At 59.0% G+C, this 16,367-nt stretch carries 10 protein-coding genes; 5 read left to right on the top strand and 5 right to left on the bottom strand.

Annotation, left to right across the window (positions count from 1 at the left end; genetic code table 11):
- Positions 1–160 precede the first annotated feature (160 nt).
- The gene (locus tag K0F85_RS27930) at positions 161–2,317 is read right to left on the bottom strand and encodes a S9 family peptidase (RefSeq protein ID WP_219119064.1); all 2,157 of its coding nucleotides are present in this window, start codon (positions 2,315–2,317) and stop codon (positions 161–163) included.
- Positions 2,318–2,468: 151 nt separating this feature from the next.
- Between K0F85_RS27930 and dinB the strand changes: the two genes are divergently transcribed.
- Positions 2,469–3,653, top strand: a complete 1,185-nt coding sequence (gene dinB / locus K0F85_RS27925) for a DNA polymerase IV (protein WP_257638207.1) — start codon at positions 2,469–2,471, stop codon at positions 3,651–3,653.
- A gap of 116 nt (positions 3,654–3,769) precedes the next feature.
- Positions 3,770–4,666 (top strand): recombination-associated protein RdgC, encoded by an 897-nt coding sequence (locus K0F85_RS27920; RefSeq protein WP_100874868.1) that lies wholly within the window; start codon positions 3,770–3,772, stop codon positions 4,664–4,666.
- A 133-nt stretch (positions 4,667–4,799) separates the two neighbouring features.
- Here the strand turns inward: K0F85_RS27920 and K0F85_RS27915 are convergent, their stop codons facing one another.
- Both K0F85_RS27915 and K0F85_RS27910 read right to left on the bottom strand, forming a co-directional pair.
- A complete protein-coding gene (locus tag K0F85_RS27915) occupies positions 4,800–7,565 on the bottom strand; it encodes a TonB-dependent siderophore receptor (RefSeq protein WP_219119063.1) in 2,766 nt (921 codons plus the stop codon).
- A 524-nt stretch (positions 7,566–8,089) separates the two neighbouring features.
- Complete coding sequence (locus K0F85_RS27910) at positions 8,090–8,575, bottom strand: asparaginase domain-containing protein (protein WP_034781194.1); 486 nt, start codon at positions 8,573–8,575, stop codon at positions 8,090–8,092.
- A 177-nt stretch (positions 8,576–8,752) separates the two neighbouring features.
- Here K0F85_RS27910 and K0F85_RS27905 point away from each other — a divergent pair, with 177 nt between their 5' ends.
- Complete coding sequence (locus tag K0F85_RS27905) at positions 8,753–9,526, top strand: L-asparaginase (RefSeq protein ID WP_219119062.1); 774 nt, start codon at positions 8,753–8,755, stop codon at positions 9,524–9,526.
- Here K0F85_RS27905 and K0F85_RS27900 read toward each other — a convergent pair.
- The gene (locus K0F85_RS27900; RefSeq protein WP_219119061.1) at positions 9,514–10,527 is read right to left on the bottom strand and encodes a D-2-hydroxyacid dehydrogenase family protein; all 1,014 of its coding nucleotides are present in this window, start codon (positions 10,525–10,527) and stop codon (positions 9,514–9,516) included. The genes K0F85_RS27905 and K0F85_RS27900 overlap by 13 nt on opposite strands.
- A 328-nt stretch (positions 10,528–10,855) precedes the next feature.
- Between K0F85_RS27900 and K0F85_RS27895 the strand changes: the two genes are divergently transcribed.
- Positions 10,856–12,727, top strand: coding sequence for a phosphoenolpyruvate carboxykinase (GTP) (locus K0F85_RS27895; protein WP_219119060.1), 1,872 nt, complete (start codon positions 10,856–10,858; stop codon positions 12,725–12,727).
- A gap of 143 nt (positions 12,728–12,870) precedes the next feature.
- On the opposite strand, the gene uvrA is transcribed toward K0F85_RS27895, so the two are convergent.
- Positions 12,871–15,720, bottom strand: coding sequence for an excinuclease ABC subunit UvrA (uvrA, locus tag K0F85_RS27890; protein WP_219119059.1), 2,850 nt, complete (start codon positions 15,718–15,720; stop codon positions 12,871–12,873).
- Positions 15,721–16,101: 381 nt separating this feature from the next.
- On the opposite strand from uvrA, the gene ssb reads away from it, so the two are divergent.
- Positions 16,102–16,367, top strand: a 266-nt coding sequence (gene ssb, locus K0F85_RS27885) for a single-stranded DNA-binding protein (protein ID WP_219118501.1), incomplete at its 3' end; no start/stop codon positions are given.

The following is a 16,367-nucleotide window of genomic DNA, read 5'->3' as shown; positions in this document are numbered from 1 at the left end:
GGCTCGAACTCCCGACCTACGCCTTGTAAGGGCGCCGCTCTACCAACTGAGCTAAGCACCCGTTGCTTGTCTCAGAAAACCATCCCGACGTTTGTCACCACGTCTGGAAGAGGCGCTATTATAGGATGGCTAAAATCCTTCTGCAAGCGCTTTTTTCACATTATTCGCTAATGCCCCACTGCGACAGCATCCACGCCATATTGAACGCATTCTCGGCGATGGCGTTGTAGCGACCGGAAGCGCCACCATGGCCGGCGCCCATATTCGTTTTCAGCAGCAGGGGATTGCTGTCCGTTTTATACGCGCGCAGCTTGGCCACATACTTGGCCGGTTCCCAGTACATGACCTGGCTGTCGTTGAGGCCCGTCGTCACCAGCATGGCGGGATAATTCTTGCGCGCAATGTTGTCGTAGGGCGAGTAGCTGAGCATGTAGTCGTAGGCCGCCTTCTGGTTCGGGTCGCCCCATTCCAGGTACTCGCCCGTCGTCAGGGGCAGGCTGGCGTCCATCATGGTATTCATCACGTCGACGAAGGGCACGGCCGCATGCACGGCGTGGAACAGGTCGGGGCGCATGTTGACGACGGCGCCCATCAGCAAGCCGCCCGCGCTGCCGCCCTGGATGATGAGGCGGTTCGGGCTGGTCCATTTTTCGCGCACCAGGTAGTCGGCGCTGTCGATGAAATCATTGAAGGTGTTTTTCTTCTTCATCAGCATGCCGTCTTCATGCCAGGCTTCGCCCATGTCGGTGCCGCCGCGGATATGCGCCTGCGCATAGATGACGCCCCGCTCCAGCAGGCTGATGCGGCTGATGGAGAAAGTGGCTTCCGTGGAAATGCCATACGAGCCGTACGAGTACAGCAACAGCGGCGCGGAACCGTCGAGCTTGACGCCTTTCTTGTAGACGACCCACAGCGGCACTCGCACGCCATCGCGCGCTGTCACCCACAGGCGCTGCGTGGTGTAGCGGCTGCCATCAAAGCCGCCGACGATTTCCTGCTGCTTCAGCACAGTGCGCTTGCCATCTTGCATGCTGACGTCAATCACCGTGGGCGGCGTGACGGGCGACTGGTAAGACATGCGAAATTGCGTGGCGTTAAATTCCGGCGTGCCGGCCGCTGTGGCCAGGTAGACGGGGTCGTCGAACTGCACCGTCTTCCAGCTTTTGTGGGCGAAATCGTAGATGCGCGCGCGGTTCAGGGCGCGGGCCTTTTCCATCACTACCAGGTAGTCCTGGAAAACGTCGATGGACTGGATCACGGCGTCCTTGTTGTGCGACACGACAGGTTTCCAGTGTTTCGGCTGCGGCGCAGACAACGGCGCGCTGACGACACGGAAATTCTTCGCCTCCTTGTTGGTCAAAATATACAACTGGCCGTCGCGGTGCTCGACGACGTAGCGGTGGCCCTTTTCACGTTTCAGCACGCTCTGGAAACTGCCTTCCGGCTTGTTCGTTGGCAGCAGCAGCACTTCGCTGGTATCCGTGCTGCCCGAGGTGAGCACGAAGAAGCGCTTGTCGTGCGTGCAGCCTATATGGATGGCGAACTGTTCCACTGGCTCATGGTAGACCTGCTGCGGCGTGCCGCCCAAGGGCAGGCGGAACAAGCGGTCAGCGCGCTTGGTGGTGGCGTCTTCCTGCGTCAGCATCAGGGTGGCATTGTCCGCCGCCCAGGCCAGGGAAGTCACGCGCGGCATGGTATCGCCCAGCAACTTGCCCGTTTTCAAATCCTTGACATGCAGTTCGTACTGGCGGAAACCCGTCGTGTCGGTGGTATAGGCCAGCAATTGCTCGTTCGGGCTGATGCTAAAGGCGCGCACGGCAAAGAATTTGTGGCCTTCGGCCAGTTGATTCTGGTCAAGCAAAATCTCTTCGGCCGCCTGTGCATCGTAGGCGCCATTCGCGCCGACAGGGCGGCGGCAGTGCAGCGGGTATTGTTTGTCCGCTTCCGTGCGCGTGTAATAGTAGAAATTGCCCTGGCGCGCAGGCACGGACAGGTCAACTTCCTGCATGCGTCCCTTGATTTCCGCAGTCACCTTGTCGGCCAGCGGCTGGATCGGGGCCGTGACGGCGGCCGTGTAGGCGTTTTCCGCATTCAGGTAGTCGATGACGGCAGGATCGGTCTTCTTTTGCAGCCAGCGGTAGTCGTCCGTGACGACCTTGCCGTGGCGTGTTTCCTGCCAGGCTGTCCTGGCGGCGACCGGCGCGGTGGATGTGGCGAGGGTGGCGGCATCGGCGGCCAGCGCGGATGGCGCCAGCGTGGACAGCAAGATGGATGAGCAGACGGCCAGATGGCGCAAAGCTTGATGTGCTGTAGACAAGGCAACTCCTTTTCATAGTCGTGTCAGGATTGTAATCTTGCTATTGAGAAAAGCAACTGCATGCTCAGACGTTTCAACTTGCATCCACAGGCATTTCCAGCGATACTGTATATAATTACAGTATCCAACAGCATCCCGCCGCGAGGTGTCCTTGACCACATCTGCCCCACCACTTCCCGAGCCACCCGCAGCCCGCCGCTGGATAGCCCACCTGGACATGGACGCCTTCTTTGCCTCCGTCGAACTGTTGAAATATCCGGAACTGCGCGGCGAAGCCGTCGTCATCGGCGGCGGCCGGCTGCAGCAGCCCGTGCTGCAAGATGACGGCACGCGGAAGTTTGCCCGCATGCGCGACTACGTGGGGCGCGGCGTCGTCACCACGTCGACCTATGCGGCGCGCGCGTTCGGCGTGTTTTCCGCCATGGGCATCATGAAGGCGGCCAGGCTGGCGCCCGACAGCATCCTGCTGCCGGCCGATTTCGAGGCATACCGCGAGTATTCGGCCCGCTTCAAGCAAGCTGTGGCCCATCTGTGCCCCATCATCCAGAACGTGGGCATCGATGAAATCTATATCGACCTCACCGAATATGGCGAGCAGGCACCGACCATGGCCGCGCGCCTGAAGGCGGCCGTGTTCGAGGCGACGGGCCTGTCGTGCTCGATCGGTCTGGCACCGAACAAACTACTGGCAAAAATCTGTTCCGATCTGGAAAAGCCCGACGGCCTCACCATCCTGCATCCCGAGGATGTCGAAACACGCGTATGGCCCTTGCCGGCAAAGAAAATCAACGGCATCGGCCCGAAGGCCACGGCCAAGCTGGAAGCTTTGGGAATTATGACCATCGGCGAACTGGCACGAGCCGATCTCACCATGCTGCGCACGCAGTTCGGCGACCTGTACACGGGCTGGCTGCGCCAGGCGGCGCTGGGCATCGACGAGCGGCCCGTGCAGACGAGCCGGGAAACCAAGTCCGTCAGCCGCGAAACGACGTTCGAGCGCGACTTGCAGGTGGTGCGCGACCGCGCCACCCTGTCGGAAAAGCTGGAAAGCCTGTGCACGCGCGTGGCCGGCGACCTGGATAAACAGTCGCTGGCGGGGCGCACGGTGGGCATCAAGCTGCGCTTCGAGGATTTCAGCACCGTCACGCGCGACATCACCTTGCCCAGCGCCACGGCGGACGCTGCCGCCATCCTGCGCGCTAGCCGCGATTGCTTGCGGCGCGTGCCATTTGAAAAGAAAATCCGCCTGCTGGGCGTGCGCATCTCGACCTTGTGCGATCCGGCCGTGGTGACGCGGCAGGCGCCAGCCCAGGCTGAGCTGTTTCCCGCCCTGTAGCGGCGTTTCCTACAAGATACATACCGCGCCAGACCGCGCTTTTGACGGCATTTTCATGTCGAAAGTGTAGAATGGCGTTCCCCTGGCACTACTGAAACAAACGGAAGACAAAAACTATGTGGTTCAAGAATCTTCAGATTTACCGCCTGCCCGCACCATGGGCTTACACGCCAGAACAACTGGAAGAGGCCTTGTCCTCGAACAAATTTACGCCGGCGACCAGCATGGATCTGATGCGCCAGGGCTGGGATACGCCACGCCCGAATGGTGGCCTGGTTCATGTTGTCAACAAACAAATGTTGATCTTGCTGGGCACGGAAAAGAAACTGTTGCCAGCGACCGTCATCAACCAGGTGGCCAAGGCCCGCGCTGCCGAGATGGAAGAAGCGCAAGGCTTTGCCCCCGGCAAGAAAGCCATGAAAGAATTGAAGGAGCGCGTGGCCGACGAGCTGCTGCCGCGCGCCTTCAGCATTCGCAGCAACGTCTGGACCTGGATCGATCCCGTTAATGGCTGGCTGGTGGTCGATGCCGCCAGCCCGGCGAAAGCCGATGAAGTCATCAAGCTGTTGTTGAAGGCCGTGGACAAACTGCCGCTGGAAAGCCTGCGCGTGCAGCGCTCGCCCGTGGCGGTGATGACGGAATGGCTGCAGGCCGACGATGCGCCTGCCGGCTTCACGGTCGACATGGACACGGAATTGCGCGCCACGGGCGAAAGCAAGGCCACCGTGCGCTACGTGCGACACACGCTGGAAGCGGACGACGTGCGCCGCCACATCGCGGCCGGCAAGCAGTGCACGCGCCTGGCCATGACGTGGAACGACAAGATCTCGTTCGTACTGACGGAGTCCCTGGCCATCAAGAGCGTCAAGCCGCTGGACGTGATCAAGGAAACGGAATCGAGCACGAAGAACGACGACGAGCGTTTCGACGGCGACGTGATGCTGATGACGGGTGAGTTGAGCAAGCTGATGGCCGACGTGGTGGAAGCTTTGGGCGGTGAAGCGACTGCATAAAAGCGGTTGTACAGTTACGGAAAAGGAGCTTCGGCTCCTTTTTTTCGCCTGTGCAATGTGCGGGCGCATAAAAAAACGCCTTGCACGGTGAAGTGCAAGGCGCTTTCGAGATCAGCTAATTCAAGTTCTTATATTAGAACTTGTACGAACCGGTGATGTAGAACGTGCGCAGCATCGGATCGGCGTAACGCGGATCGAAGCCAACCTGGTGGCCGGACGACGCACGCAGCGACAGCGGTGGATTGCGGTCAAACAGGTTCTTGATGCCGGCACGTATCGACGTTTTGTTGTTGATCGCGTAGCGGCCTTGCCAGTCGAAAGTGATGTGCGACGGCACGTCCAGGCGGATTTTTTCCATGCCTTTGGTATCGACGTTATATACCTCGGTCAGGGCATCGGTGTAGCCATTGCGATAGTTCATCACCATCGTGTTGCTCAGCTTGCCGGTGTCCAGGGTAGCGGTCAGTTTGATCAGATCGCGGAACGTCACGGCCTGGTTGATGCCGTAGATGTTCAGGCTGCTGGTCCAGTCATTACGCGTACCTGGCACAGTGTAGTCTGCCTTGAGCATGTGAGTACCGTTCAGGTTCACGGTCAGATTGCCAAAGTCCAGCTTCTTGCGCGCCGTCATGTCCCAGTCGATACCACGGTTATGCATCTGGCCAATGTTCATGGCCAGCGACTTGAATGCATAGAACGCCTTCGGGCTTTCGGCTGGCGTGAACATGGTGAAGTAATCCTTGTATTTTTCCGGATTCGAGAAGGCCAGCGATTCGGCCACCGACGATACGGCGTCAAAGATTTTCACATCCCACAGGTCGGCGCCAAACGAGAAGCTCGAGTTAGGCTCGACGCGGAAACCCGCCGTGAATTGCTTCGATGTTTCCGATTTCAGGTCAGGATTGCCACCGGACAGGCGGTTGTATTGCTTTTTGCTGTCCTGACAGCCTGCGGTACCCGGGAACGGGCAATCATACGAACTGGCGGTGAAACCGGAGCTGACCAGTGGCTGGCCCAAGTCCAGCATGCTTGGCGCCTTGAAGCCCGTGCCGTAGGAGCCGCGGATCAGCAAGGACTGCACTGGTTGCCAGCGTGCCGATACCTTGTAGGTCGACGCGCTTTCGCTCTTGCCGGTGGTGCTGTGGGTCAGGCCATTGTCGACTGCCGATACATTGTCCAGGCGCGCGCCGATGGTCACTTCCACGGTCTTGGTGACAGGCGCCAGCAATTCGGCGAAGACGCCATAGGTCTTGCGGCTCAGGTCATAGGCCTTCTTACTTTCAAAGCCATAGATGGTGTCCTTGCTGGCACCGCCATTTGGCGTTTGCTCGTAGCTGTACTCACGGTAGTCGCCGCCGATACCGATGTTGGCCATGCCGCCTGGCAAGCTAAACACTTCACGCGAACCGTGTGCGTCGACGCCACGCAGGGTGGTCGATGCTGTGCGCACGGAGCCGTTGAATTGCGAGTCGTTAATCAGCTGCTGCACGGCAGCTGTTTGTTGGCCTGGCAGCGCGAAAGGATCGAACTCTTTGTTTTTGAGCAAGGAATTGAATTCTTCGCGTTTTGCGTAGCCGCCAACGTAGCGCTCGTTGATCGAGTTTTTCGACCAGGTCAGGCCGCTGCTGTAGTTCCAGCCGGCGAATTCGCCTTCAACGCCCACCACCAGGTGCTTGGTGTCGGTAATCGATTGGCTGGCACGCGGGCCCCAGTCGACGAGGCGGTAACTGGCGATGGCCGTCGTCAGATTGTCTTCCTGGCCACTTGCCAAGCCACGCTGAATGTGCTGTACGTAGCTAGGCAGCATCGTGACTTTGCCCGTTTTCGCATCACGGTTGAACACTGTCACAGGTACTGGGTTGGCGGCGATACGGGCCGTCAGGTCATAGTGCGAGAGCGCCACTTCGGCAAATGCCGTCATGTCGTCCGAGACCTTGTAGCTGGCGCGGGTAAACAGGCTGTCGCGCTTCGATTGCGGCACGATTTCCACCATCGAGGCGCCGTCAAAACCGCAAGCATTGGTATTCGTCTGCGAGACATAGTTTTGTGGTGCGCAATCGCCATTGGCCTTCAGGTAAGGATTGTAGGTGTAGCCCGGGGTAGTATTTTCCTTGAAGGACAGCGCGACGTTGGCCGGCGCTGCCGAAGCACTGGTGTTGTTGTAGACGTAGTTCTTGCCATTGCGGCTGAACGGAATGTAGCCGCTGCGGGCGAACGTGCGGTCGGTAGCGCGCACTTTCTCTTGCTCGTCGTGACGATAGCTGATCAGCACGTTGTAACGGTCTTCGTCCAGATTGCCGAAACCATAGGTGATGTTGGTATTCCAGCTATTGCCGCCGCCGCTGTGTTCGGGCGCGGTGTAGGTAGCTTCAACGTTGCCGCCTTGCAGGTTCTTCTTCAGGATGAAGTTAATCACGCCGGCGATGGCGTCCGAGCCATACAGGGCAGAAGCACCGTCAGTCAGGATTTCGACACGTTCAACCGCGCTCATCGGAATGGCGTTCAGGTTGACCGTATTGTCGGCACCTTGCGGCGCGATGCGGCGGCCGTTCAGCAGGACCAGAGTGTAGCTTTCGCCGATGTCATGGATCGAGGCGCTGGTACGGCCACCGGAGTCGGAGCCGGCTGCCGTGGCGCCGATCTGGAAACCTTGCATGGCGGGCAGATTTTGTACCAGGTCGGCAATCGTCGTGGCGCCGGTCTTGGCGATCGCTTCGAGCGACAGGCGCTGAACGGGCAAGGCGCCTTCCACAGCGATACGCTTGATACTCGAACCGGTAATTTCAACTTTTTGAATTGCTTCGTCCGCCATGGATTGGCCGGAGAACAAGACGCTACCTGCCAGGACGGTCAGGGCCAGGCGTACGCTGCGCACGCCAATTTTTTCTTTAAATGCCATTGTAACAATTACTCCGTAGTAGTTTTAATAACGACAAGCGGTGCACGAGCACGTATCCAGCCATCGGATAGATGGCTAGCGGTGCTCGTGTACGGTAGGCGGAACCACGTCGCTGGGAGGTGGAAGACTACTTAGCGCAATATTGTTATAAATGCACTTTTGACTTGTCGAGGCGAACATTATGTCGTCTCAGCAAGAAAAAATGCACATCAACCGTGTCGGATTTGGTAATAAATTACGGATGCTGAAGAATATTTAATTTAATTGTTAAATTGCGGTTTTATATTTAATGAGATCACTGTTTTTAAAAATGTTCAATGGCATTTTTTTACAACATAAAATTATTATATTGGCAATTCGATGTTTTGCCTGCAATAATTCGATATAAACTGTAGATTTGCAGAATTTTCGAAAGGCATAAAAACGTAAAAAAGGCCCGTTGAAAACGGGCTTGTTGAATTGTGACAGCGTGTCAGTCAGACCGTTTTCCAGCCTGCTTTTTGCATCCTGCCTGCCACAACGGCTTACAAAGGCTGGAAGACGCCGGCGGCGCGGTTCTTTTGCACATTGTCCCAGGCGAAGATCTGGCCGTTCATAGCCACGTACACACCGGCTGGCAGGGTTTGCGCCACGCCGCAGGCAAAGCCCAGGTTGAACAGGGCGTCGGAATTGTCGATTTCGTAGGGAATCATGGCGCCCGTCAGAATCACCGTTTGCTGCAGGTTCGCCGCGCCCAGCACTTGCGCCGTTTCGCGCATGGTGTCGGTGCCGTGGATGATGACGATGGCTTTCTCCTGTGCCGCGCGGCATGAGGCCAGCACGCGCTGGCGGTCCGCATCCTGCATGTCGAGCGAATCGAGCAGCGGCAGTTGCTCCAGTGCCACGGGCGCCGTCATGCGCGCGCGGGCTATCGCTGCCGGCAAATGACTGTCGGAAAAGCCCAGGGTACCGTTCAATTCGTTGTAGTGTTTGTCGAAAGTGCCGCCAGTGGCGAGTATGCGCAAAGTCATGATGTGGTCACGATGTCAGTGGAGAATGACGCGCATGATAGCGTGGATTGGCAGCGTTGCGTGAGTGCCGCCGAAGATGGAGAGCGTGCTTGCCGCCCTGCTACTGCGCCGCATCTGGAAAATTTTCCCATCTGTGAGTACACTGGTTCCTTTGTCTGCCTACCGCCCCGACTCCGTATGAAAGCGCTCGCTCCCGGCACCGTCATTTTTCACCGCCACCGTGGCTATGGCGTCATCACGTCCGTGAATTTGTTGACGGGCTGGATCGCCGCCCGTTTCGGCAGCGAAGCGCGGACCCTGGATCTGAACCTGTCGACCGACGACGTGCAGTTTGCCGATGGCGAGGCGATCCTGTTTCGCCGCGCGCCGCCAGACCGCATGCCGCATGCGCGCCTGATGGCCATGGTGCGCGAGCTGCACCAGGCCGGCTATCAAAAACTGTATCTGTATTCCTGGCCCAAGCCGTCCGGCCTGCACTGGCGCTGGCATTTGTTTACGGGGCCGCGCGACTGGATGCAGCGGCCCTGGCGCGAAGGCTGGTATGGCTCGGGCGCTGATTACAACGGCAACCCCGTGATGGGGTGGGGTGATACACCAGGCGCCTCTACCGGCGAGCTGATCGATGCGCTGGCCCGTTTCGACCCGCAGGGGCTGGCGCAGGCGCTGGGGCGCGATGACGACCATAGCGACTGGTTTGGCCGCGTCTGCGACGCTTTGTTGCCCAACTATATGTACAGCCTGGACATGCAGCGCAGTGCAGGCGAGCCATTGCAAGACATGCCACCTGTGCCGGTGGTCGCCGTGCGCGCCGGCGTGGCGCCGTACGAGGGGCCGGAAATCGCCTGGCCGCCCGGCTGGGCCGGCCTGTGGCGCGGCCGCCACGTGCTGCCGGCGCCCGCCATCCGCATTACTGGCGAGCCCGACCTCATCAAGGGCTTTCAGCGCTCCTGAGAGGCTTGCCGCGCGTGTTGCAAGGCTTCGGGATTGAGCAGGCGCGTGCATTGATTCTGCGCAAAGTCGACGATGTTTTGCAGAGCGTAGCGGAAATACAATTCATAGCTGTCACGCTCGACGTAGCCCAGGTGTGGCGTGGCCAGCACGTTCGGCAGCAGCAGCAATGGCGCGCCGGGCGGCAGCGGCTCGTCCGTAAACACGTCCAACGCGGCGGCGCCCGGGCGCCCTTGCGGCAATGCCGCTTCCAGCGCGCCTTCGGCGACCAGTTCGGCGCGGCTGGTGTTGACGAACAGGCTAGTCGTTTTCATGCGCGCCAGGTCTTCGTTGGTGACCAGGCCGCGCGTCTTGTCGGACAGGCGCAGGTGCAAGCTCAGCACGTCGGCCTGTTCAAAAAAGGCCTCGCGCGATGGTGCCGCCGTATCGCCGGCCGCCACGGCCGCCGCGCGGCTCGCTTCGCTACCCCACACGAGGATCGTCATGCCGAAGGCGCGGCCATAGCCGGCGATCAATTGGCCGATCTTGCCGTAGCCCCAGATCGCCAGGGTGCGCCCTTTCAATACCGTGCCGAGGGTGTTGCGCGCCGGTTCCAGCGACGACGTCTGCCATAGCCCCTCCTGTAAATGTTGCGCGTATGGCACGATCTTGCGTTGCGCCGCCATGATCAGCGCCCACGTCAGTTCGGCCGGCGCCGTGGGCGAACCGATGCCTTCCGCGATGGCGATGCCCAGCTCGCTGGCGGCCGCCACATCGATATGGCCGCTGACCTTGCCCGTTTGCGAAATCAGTTTCAGATTCGGCAGTTTCGACAGCAGCGCCCGGTTGAAACTGCTGCGTTCGCGGATCAGCACCAGCACATCGAACGGCGCCAGGCGGATCGCCAACTGGCCCAGGCCCCGCGCCGTATTGCTGAACACTTTAACTTCGTGGCCATCGAGCAATGAGAAGCAATCGAGGCTGCGTACGGCATCCTGGTAATCATCGAGTATGGCAATTTTCATGGTAGATGGCCGATTTTAGTGAGAATTTGGTAGGGAAATAACAGGATACGCGAAATACTGAATAGCCTACTACATTAGTCAGGCTATTCTCCTACATTTTTGCGAGAATAGCGGTTTAGCGGGTGTACAATCGCCGGCACTTTTAAAGCTTCCTGAGTATAGTTATAGCGCAAACTGTTCTTGCTGCCTGGGTGCATGATCCAGGTAAACGACCCCAGAGCCCTGCCCGCGTGAGCACCCCGCCCGCAGTGAGCCGCAGCCACCTCTCAACGATGCTGCCTGTCTTGCCGGAACGACCAGAATTTCTTTTATTGGTATTGGAGGTAATATGAATCAGCCCGTCATGGGTGGCGTCGCCGCACTCAACGTCCCAGCTTATATTAAACAACAGAAACTGATCAACTGGGTGGCCGACATTGCCGCGCTGACCAAGCCGGAGCGCATCTACTGGTGCGATGGCTCGCAGGAAGAGTACGAGCGCCTGTGCTTTGATATGGTAGCCAGCGGCACCATGAAAAAACTGAATGCGGAAAAGCGCCCGAATTCCTACCTGGCCTGCTCCGACCCAAGCGACGTGGCCCGCGTCGAAGACCGCACGTATATCTGCTCGGCAACGAAAGAAGCGGCTGGCCCGACGAATAACTGGACCGAGCCTGGCGAGATGCGCCACACCCTGAACGGCCTGTTCGATGGCTGTATGCGCGGCCGTACCATGTATGTTGTGCCATTCTCGATGGGCCCGCTGGGCTCGCCGATCGCGCATATCGGCGTGGAACTGTCCGATTCGCCTTATGTCGCCGTCAACATGAAGATCATGACCCGCATGGGCCGCGCCGTGTACGACGTATTGGGCGCGGATGGCGAATTCGTGCCGTGCGTGCACAGCGTGGGCGCGCCGCTGGCAGCCGGTCAGGCCGACGTGAAATGGCCGTGCAACAGCACCAAGTACATCGTGCATTTCCCGGAAACGCGCGAAATCTGGTCCTTCGGTTCCGGCTATGGCGGCAACGCCTTGCTGGGCAAGAAATGTTTTGCCCTGCGTATCGCCTCGAACATGGGTTACCAGGAAGCGCAAGCGACCGACAACAACCCTGGCTGGCTGGCCGAACACATGTTGATCCTCGGCGTGGAATCGCCGGAAGGCAAAAAACATTATGTTGCGGCGGCGTTCCCATCGGCTTGTGGCAAGACCAACTTCGCCATGCTGATCCCGCCGGCAAGTTTTAACGGCTGGAAAGTGACCACCATCGGCGACGATATCGCCTGGATCAAGCCGGGTGCCGATGGTCGTCTGTACGCCATCAACCCGGAAGCGGGCTACTTCGGCGTGGCGCCAGGCACCAACGAAAAAACCAATTACAACTGCATGGCCTCCATGCGCGACAACACCATCTTTACCAACGTGGCGCTGACGGACGATGGCGATGTCTGGTGGGAAGGTTTGACGAAAGAAGCACCAAGCCACCTGATCGACTGGCAAGGCAAGGACTGGACGCCGGCGTCCGGCACCAAGGCGGCGCACCCGAATGCGCGCTTTACTGTTGCCGCTACGCAAAACCCGGTGATCGACGCGGCTTGGGACGATCCGGCCGGCGTGCCGATCTCTGCCTTCATCTTCGGTGGCCGCCGCTCGACCACCGTGCCGCTGGTAACGGAAGCGCGTAGCTGGGTCGAAGGCGTCTACATGGCCGCCACCATGGGTTCCGAGACGACGGCAGCGGCCGTGGGCCAGATGGGCATCGTGCGCCGCGATCCATTTGCCATGTTGCCGTTTATCGGCTATAACATGAGCGATTACTTCCAGCACTGGCTGGACATGGGCGTCAAGGTGGGTAAAGTCAACCCGGCCGCCTTGCCGAAAATCTATTGCGTCAATTGGTTCCGTACGGACGAGGCAGGCAAGTTCGTCTGGCCTGGCTTTGGCGACAATATGCGCGTGCTGAAATGGATGCTGGACCGCATCGAAGGCAAGGCCGGCGGCGTGGAAAACCTGTTCGGCACGACGCCGCAGTATGGTGACCTGAACTGGGATGGCTTGCCATTCACGCAAGAACAGTTCGACACCATCACCTCGATCGACAAGGCCGCGTGGGTGGAAGAATTGAAATTGCATACGGAGTTGTTTGAAAAACTCGCGTATCATCTGCCGCAAGAATTGGCAGATAACAAGGCTGCCCTGGAAAAGCGGCTGAGTGCATAAAGTTTAGTAGTGGGGGGAGAAACACGCCGGCAAAGACTGGCGTGCGATAAATGACACGCCGGCAATGACTGGGGTGCTATCAAAAAGAGAAACGGCGCGGATTGCATGAGCAATCCGCGCCGTTTTTTATTGCGCTGTCGTTCTTATTGCTTGAGCAGCGGTCCCAGGTACTTGCCCGTCACGCTGGCCGGGTTCAGGGCCACGTCTTCCGGCGTACCGGTGGCAATGATCTGGCCGCCGCCGGCGCCGCCTTCAGGGCCCAGGTCGACGATCCAGTCGGCCGTCTTGATGACGTCCAGGTTGTGCTCGATGATGACGAGGGTATTGCCCTGGTCGCGCAGGCGGTGGATCACTTTCAACAGCAAGTCGATGTCGTGGAAGTGCAAGCCCGTGGTCGGTTCATCGAGGATGTACAGGGTGCGGCCCGTGTCGCGCTTGGACAATTCCAGCGACAGCTTGACGCGCTGCGCCTCGCCGCCGGACAGGGTGGTGGCGCTCTGCCCCAGCTTGATGTAGCCGAGGCCCACGTCGAGCAGGGTTTGCAGCTTGCGCGCGATCAGGGGGACGGGCTTGAAGAATTCATGCGCCTCTTCCACCGTCATGCCCAGCACTTCCGTGATGTTCTTGCCCTTGTATTGCACTTCCAAGGTTTCGCGGTTGTAGCGCTTGCCGTGGCACACATCGCACGGCACGTACACGTCGGGCAAGAAATGCATTTCGACCTTGATCACGCCATCGCCCTGGCACGCTTCGCAGCGTCCGCCCTTGACGTTGAACGAGAAGCGGCCCGCGCTGTAGCCGCGTTCCTTGGCCGTCGGCACGGTGGAGAACAGATCGCGGATCGGCGTAAACAAGCCCGTATAGGTGGCGGGATTGGAGCGCGGCGTGCGCCCGATCGGTGCCTGGTCGACGGAAATGACCTTGTCGAAATGTTCCAGGCCGCTGATCGATTCGTGCGGCGCCGGTTCCGTCTGCGAGCCGTACAAATGGCGCGACAGGGCCGGATACAGGGTATCGTTGACCAGCGACGATTTACCCGAGCCGGATACGCCCGTGACGCAGGTCATCAAGCCCACAGGCAAGCTCAGCGATACCTTTTTCAGGTTGTTGCCCGTCGCGCCCGTGATCACCAGCTGCTTTTCCGGATTGCTGGCGTGACGCTTGGCGGGTACAGCGATTTTCAGCTTGCCGTTCAGGTATTGCGCCGTCAGCGATTTCTTGTTTTTGAGAATGTCTTGCAAGGTGCCTTCGGCGATGATTTCGCCGCCGTGCACACCCGCGCCTATGCCCATGTCGACGATGTAGTCGGCCGTACGGATGGCGTCTTCATCATGCTCGACCACCAGCACGCTGTTGCCGATGTCGCGCAAGTGTTTCAGGGTTTCGATCAGGCGGTCATTATCGCGCTGGTGCAAGCCGATCGACGGTTCATCGAGTACATACATGACGCCCGTCAAACCGGAGCCGATTTGCGACGCAAGGCGGATGCGCTGTGCTTCGCCGCCGGAGAGCGTGTCGGCGCTGCGGTCCAGCGACAGGTAATCGAGGCCCACGTTGTTGAGAAATTTCAGGCGCGAAATGATTTCCTTGACCACGCGGTCGGCGATCTCTTTCTTGGCACCCGTCAGTTTCAGCTTTTCGAAAAACTCCAGTGTTTCGCGCAGCGGTTTTCCCGCCACTTCATAGATGGCGCGCTGCTGCTTGCCGGTGCCGACCTTGACGAAGCGCGCTTCCACGCGCAGGCGCGCGCCATCGCATGACGGGCAGCATTTTTCATTGATGAACTTGGCCAATTCTTCCTTGACGGCCATCGAGTCCGTTTCGCGGTAGCGGCGCTGCAGATTGTTGACCACGCCTTCGAACGTGTGTTCCTTGATGACGGTGCGGCCCCGCTCGTTGACATAGGTAAACGGAATCACTTGCTTGCCGGAACCGTACAGCACGGCTTGCTGGGCATTCAGTGCCAACTGCTCGAAGGGCATGTCCAGGTCAAATTCGTAATACGCGGCCAGGTTCGACAGCATCTGGAAATAAAACTGGTTGCGACGGTCCCAGCCCTTGACGGCGCCCGACGCCAGTGACAGATTCGGGAACGCGACGATGCGTTTCGGGTCAAAGAATTCGATGTGCCCCAGGCCGTCGCATTCGGGGCAGGCGCCCATGGGGTTGTTGAACGAGAACAGACGCGGTTCCAGTTCCTGCAGGGAATAGCCGCACACATTGCAGGCAAACTTGTTGGAGTACACGTGTTCCTTGGCGGTATCCATTTCGTAGGCGATGGCGCGACCGTCGGCCAGGCGCAGGGCTGTCTCGAAACTTTCTGCCAGGCGCTGCTTGATCTCCTGGTTCACCTTGACCCTGTCGATGACGACGTCGATCGTGTGTTTTTCCGTCTTCTTCAGTTTCGGCAGGTCATCGACTTCATAGATCTTTGCCGCATGCGTGCCGCTTTGCACGCGAAAGCGCACGAAGCCCTGCGCCTGCATCTGCTCGAACAGGTCGACATGCTCGCCCTTGCGGTTAGCGACGACGGGCGCCAGTATCATCAGCTTGGTGTCTTCCGGCATGGCCAGCACGGCATCGACCATTTGCGATACGGATTGGGCGGCCAGCGCGTTTTCCGGATGGTCGGGGCAGTAAGGCGTGCCGACACGCGCATACAACAGGCGCAAGTAATCGTGGATTTCCGTCACCGTGCCCACCGTCGAACGCGGATTGTGCGAGGTTGCCTTCTGTTCGATGGAGATGGCCGGCGATAAGCCTTCGATCAGGTCGACGTCGGGCTTTTCCATCAATTGCAGGAACTGGCGCGCATAGGCCGACAGCGACTCGACATAGCGGCGCTGGCCTTCCGCATACAAGGTGTCGAAGGCCAGCGAAGACTTGCCGGAGCCGGACAAGCCGGTAATCACGATCAGCTTATTGCGCGGCAAATCGAGATTGATATTCTTGAGGTTATGCGTGCGAGCGCCGCGAATGCGGATCTGTTCCATGTGATTGCCTTGCTTTCAGTGAGTGGTGCGGCCGGCGCATCGCGGCTGAGCGCGGATGAGCAGCCACGACGGGTCAACCTGTTACTATAGCCGGGTTTGGATCTGCATGCCTGCGTCGGCCGAGGGCGGATTGCACCGCCAGGCGGGGGCACCCTGCCAAAGCTTGATACAGATGCGTGCATAAGTTTAGACACTGTATATAATACCAGTATTCAACTTTCTTGTTTTCTCCTGCCGTGAAAAAAACAGGGTGTCGCACGGTAGATGGCGTCCGCCAGAAAGCGGATGCTTTGCGCCGCTTGGTCGCTTATAATCCTCGTTTAGTAAAAAATCTTACGCGCGCGAGTTCCGGCTCCCGCCGCAGTTCATCAGGAGTTATTCATGGCATCAGTCAACAAAGTCATCATCGTCGGCAATCTGGGCCGTGACCCGGAAATCCGCTACATGCCTAGCGGCGACGCGATCGCCAACATCGCCGTGGCCACTTCGTACAAATCGAAGGACCGCAACACGGGCGAACAAAAAGAATTGACAGAATGGCATCGTATTTCGTTCTTCGGCCGCCTGGCGGAAATCGTCGGCCAATACCTGAAAAAAGGTTCGTCCGTCTACGTCGAAGGCCGTCTGCAAACCCGTAAATACACGGA

It is taken from the genome of Janthinobacterium sp. UMAB-56 (genome assembly GCF_900095265.1).
Taxonomy (GTDB): domain Bacteria; phylum Pseudomonadota; class Gammaproteobacteria; order Burkholderiales; family Burkholderiaceae_D; genus Janthinobacterium.
The sequence above is the reverse complement of the archived record's forward strand: the minus strand, read 5'-3'. Positions and strand labels throughout refer to the sequence as shown.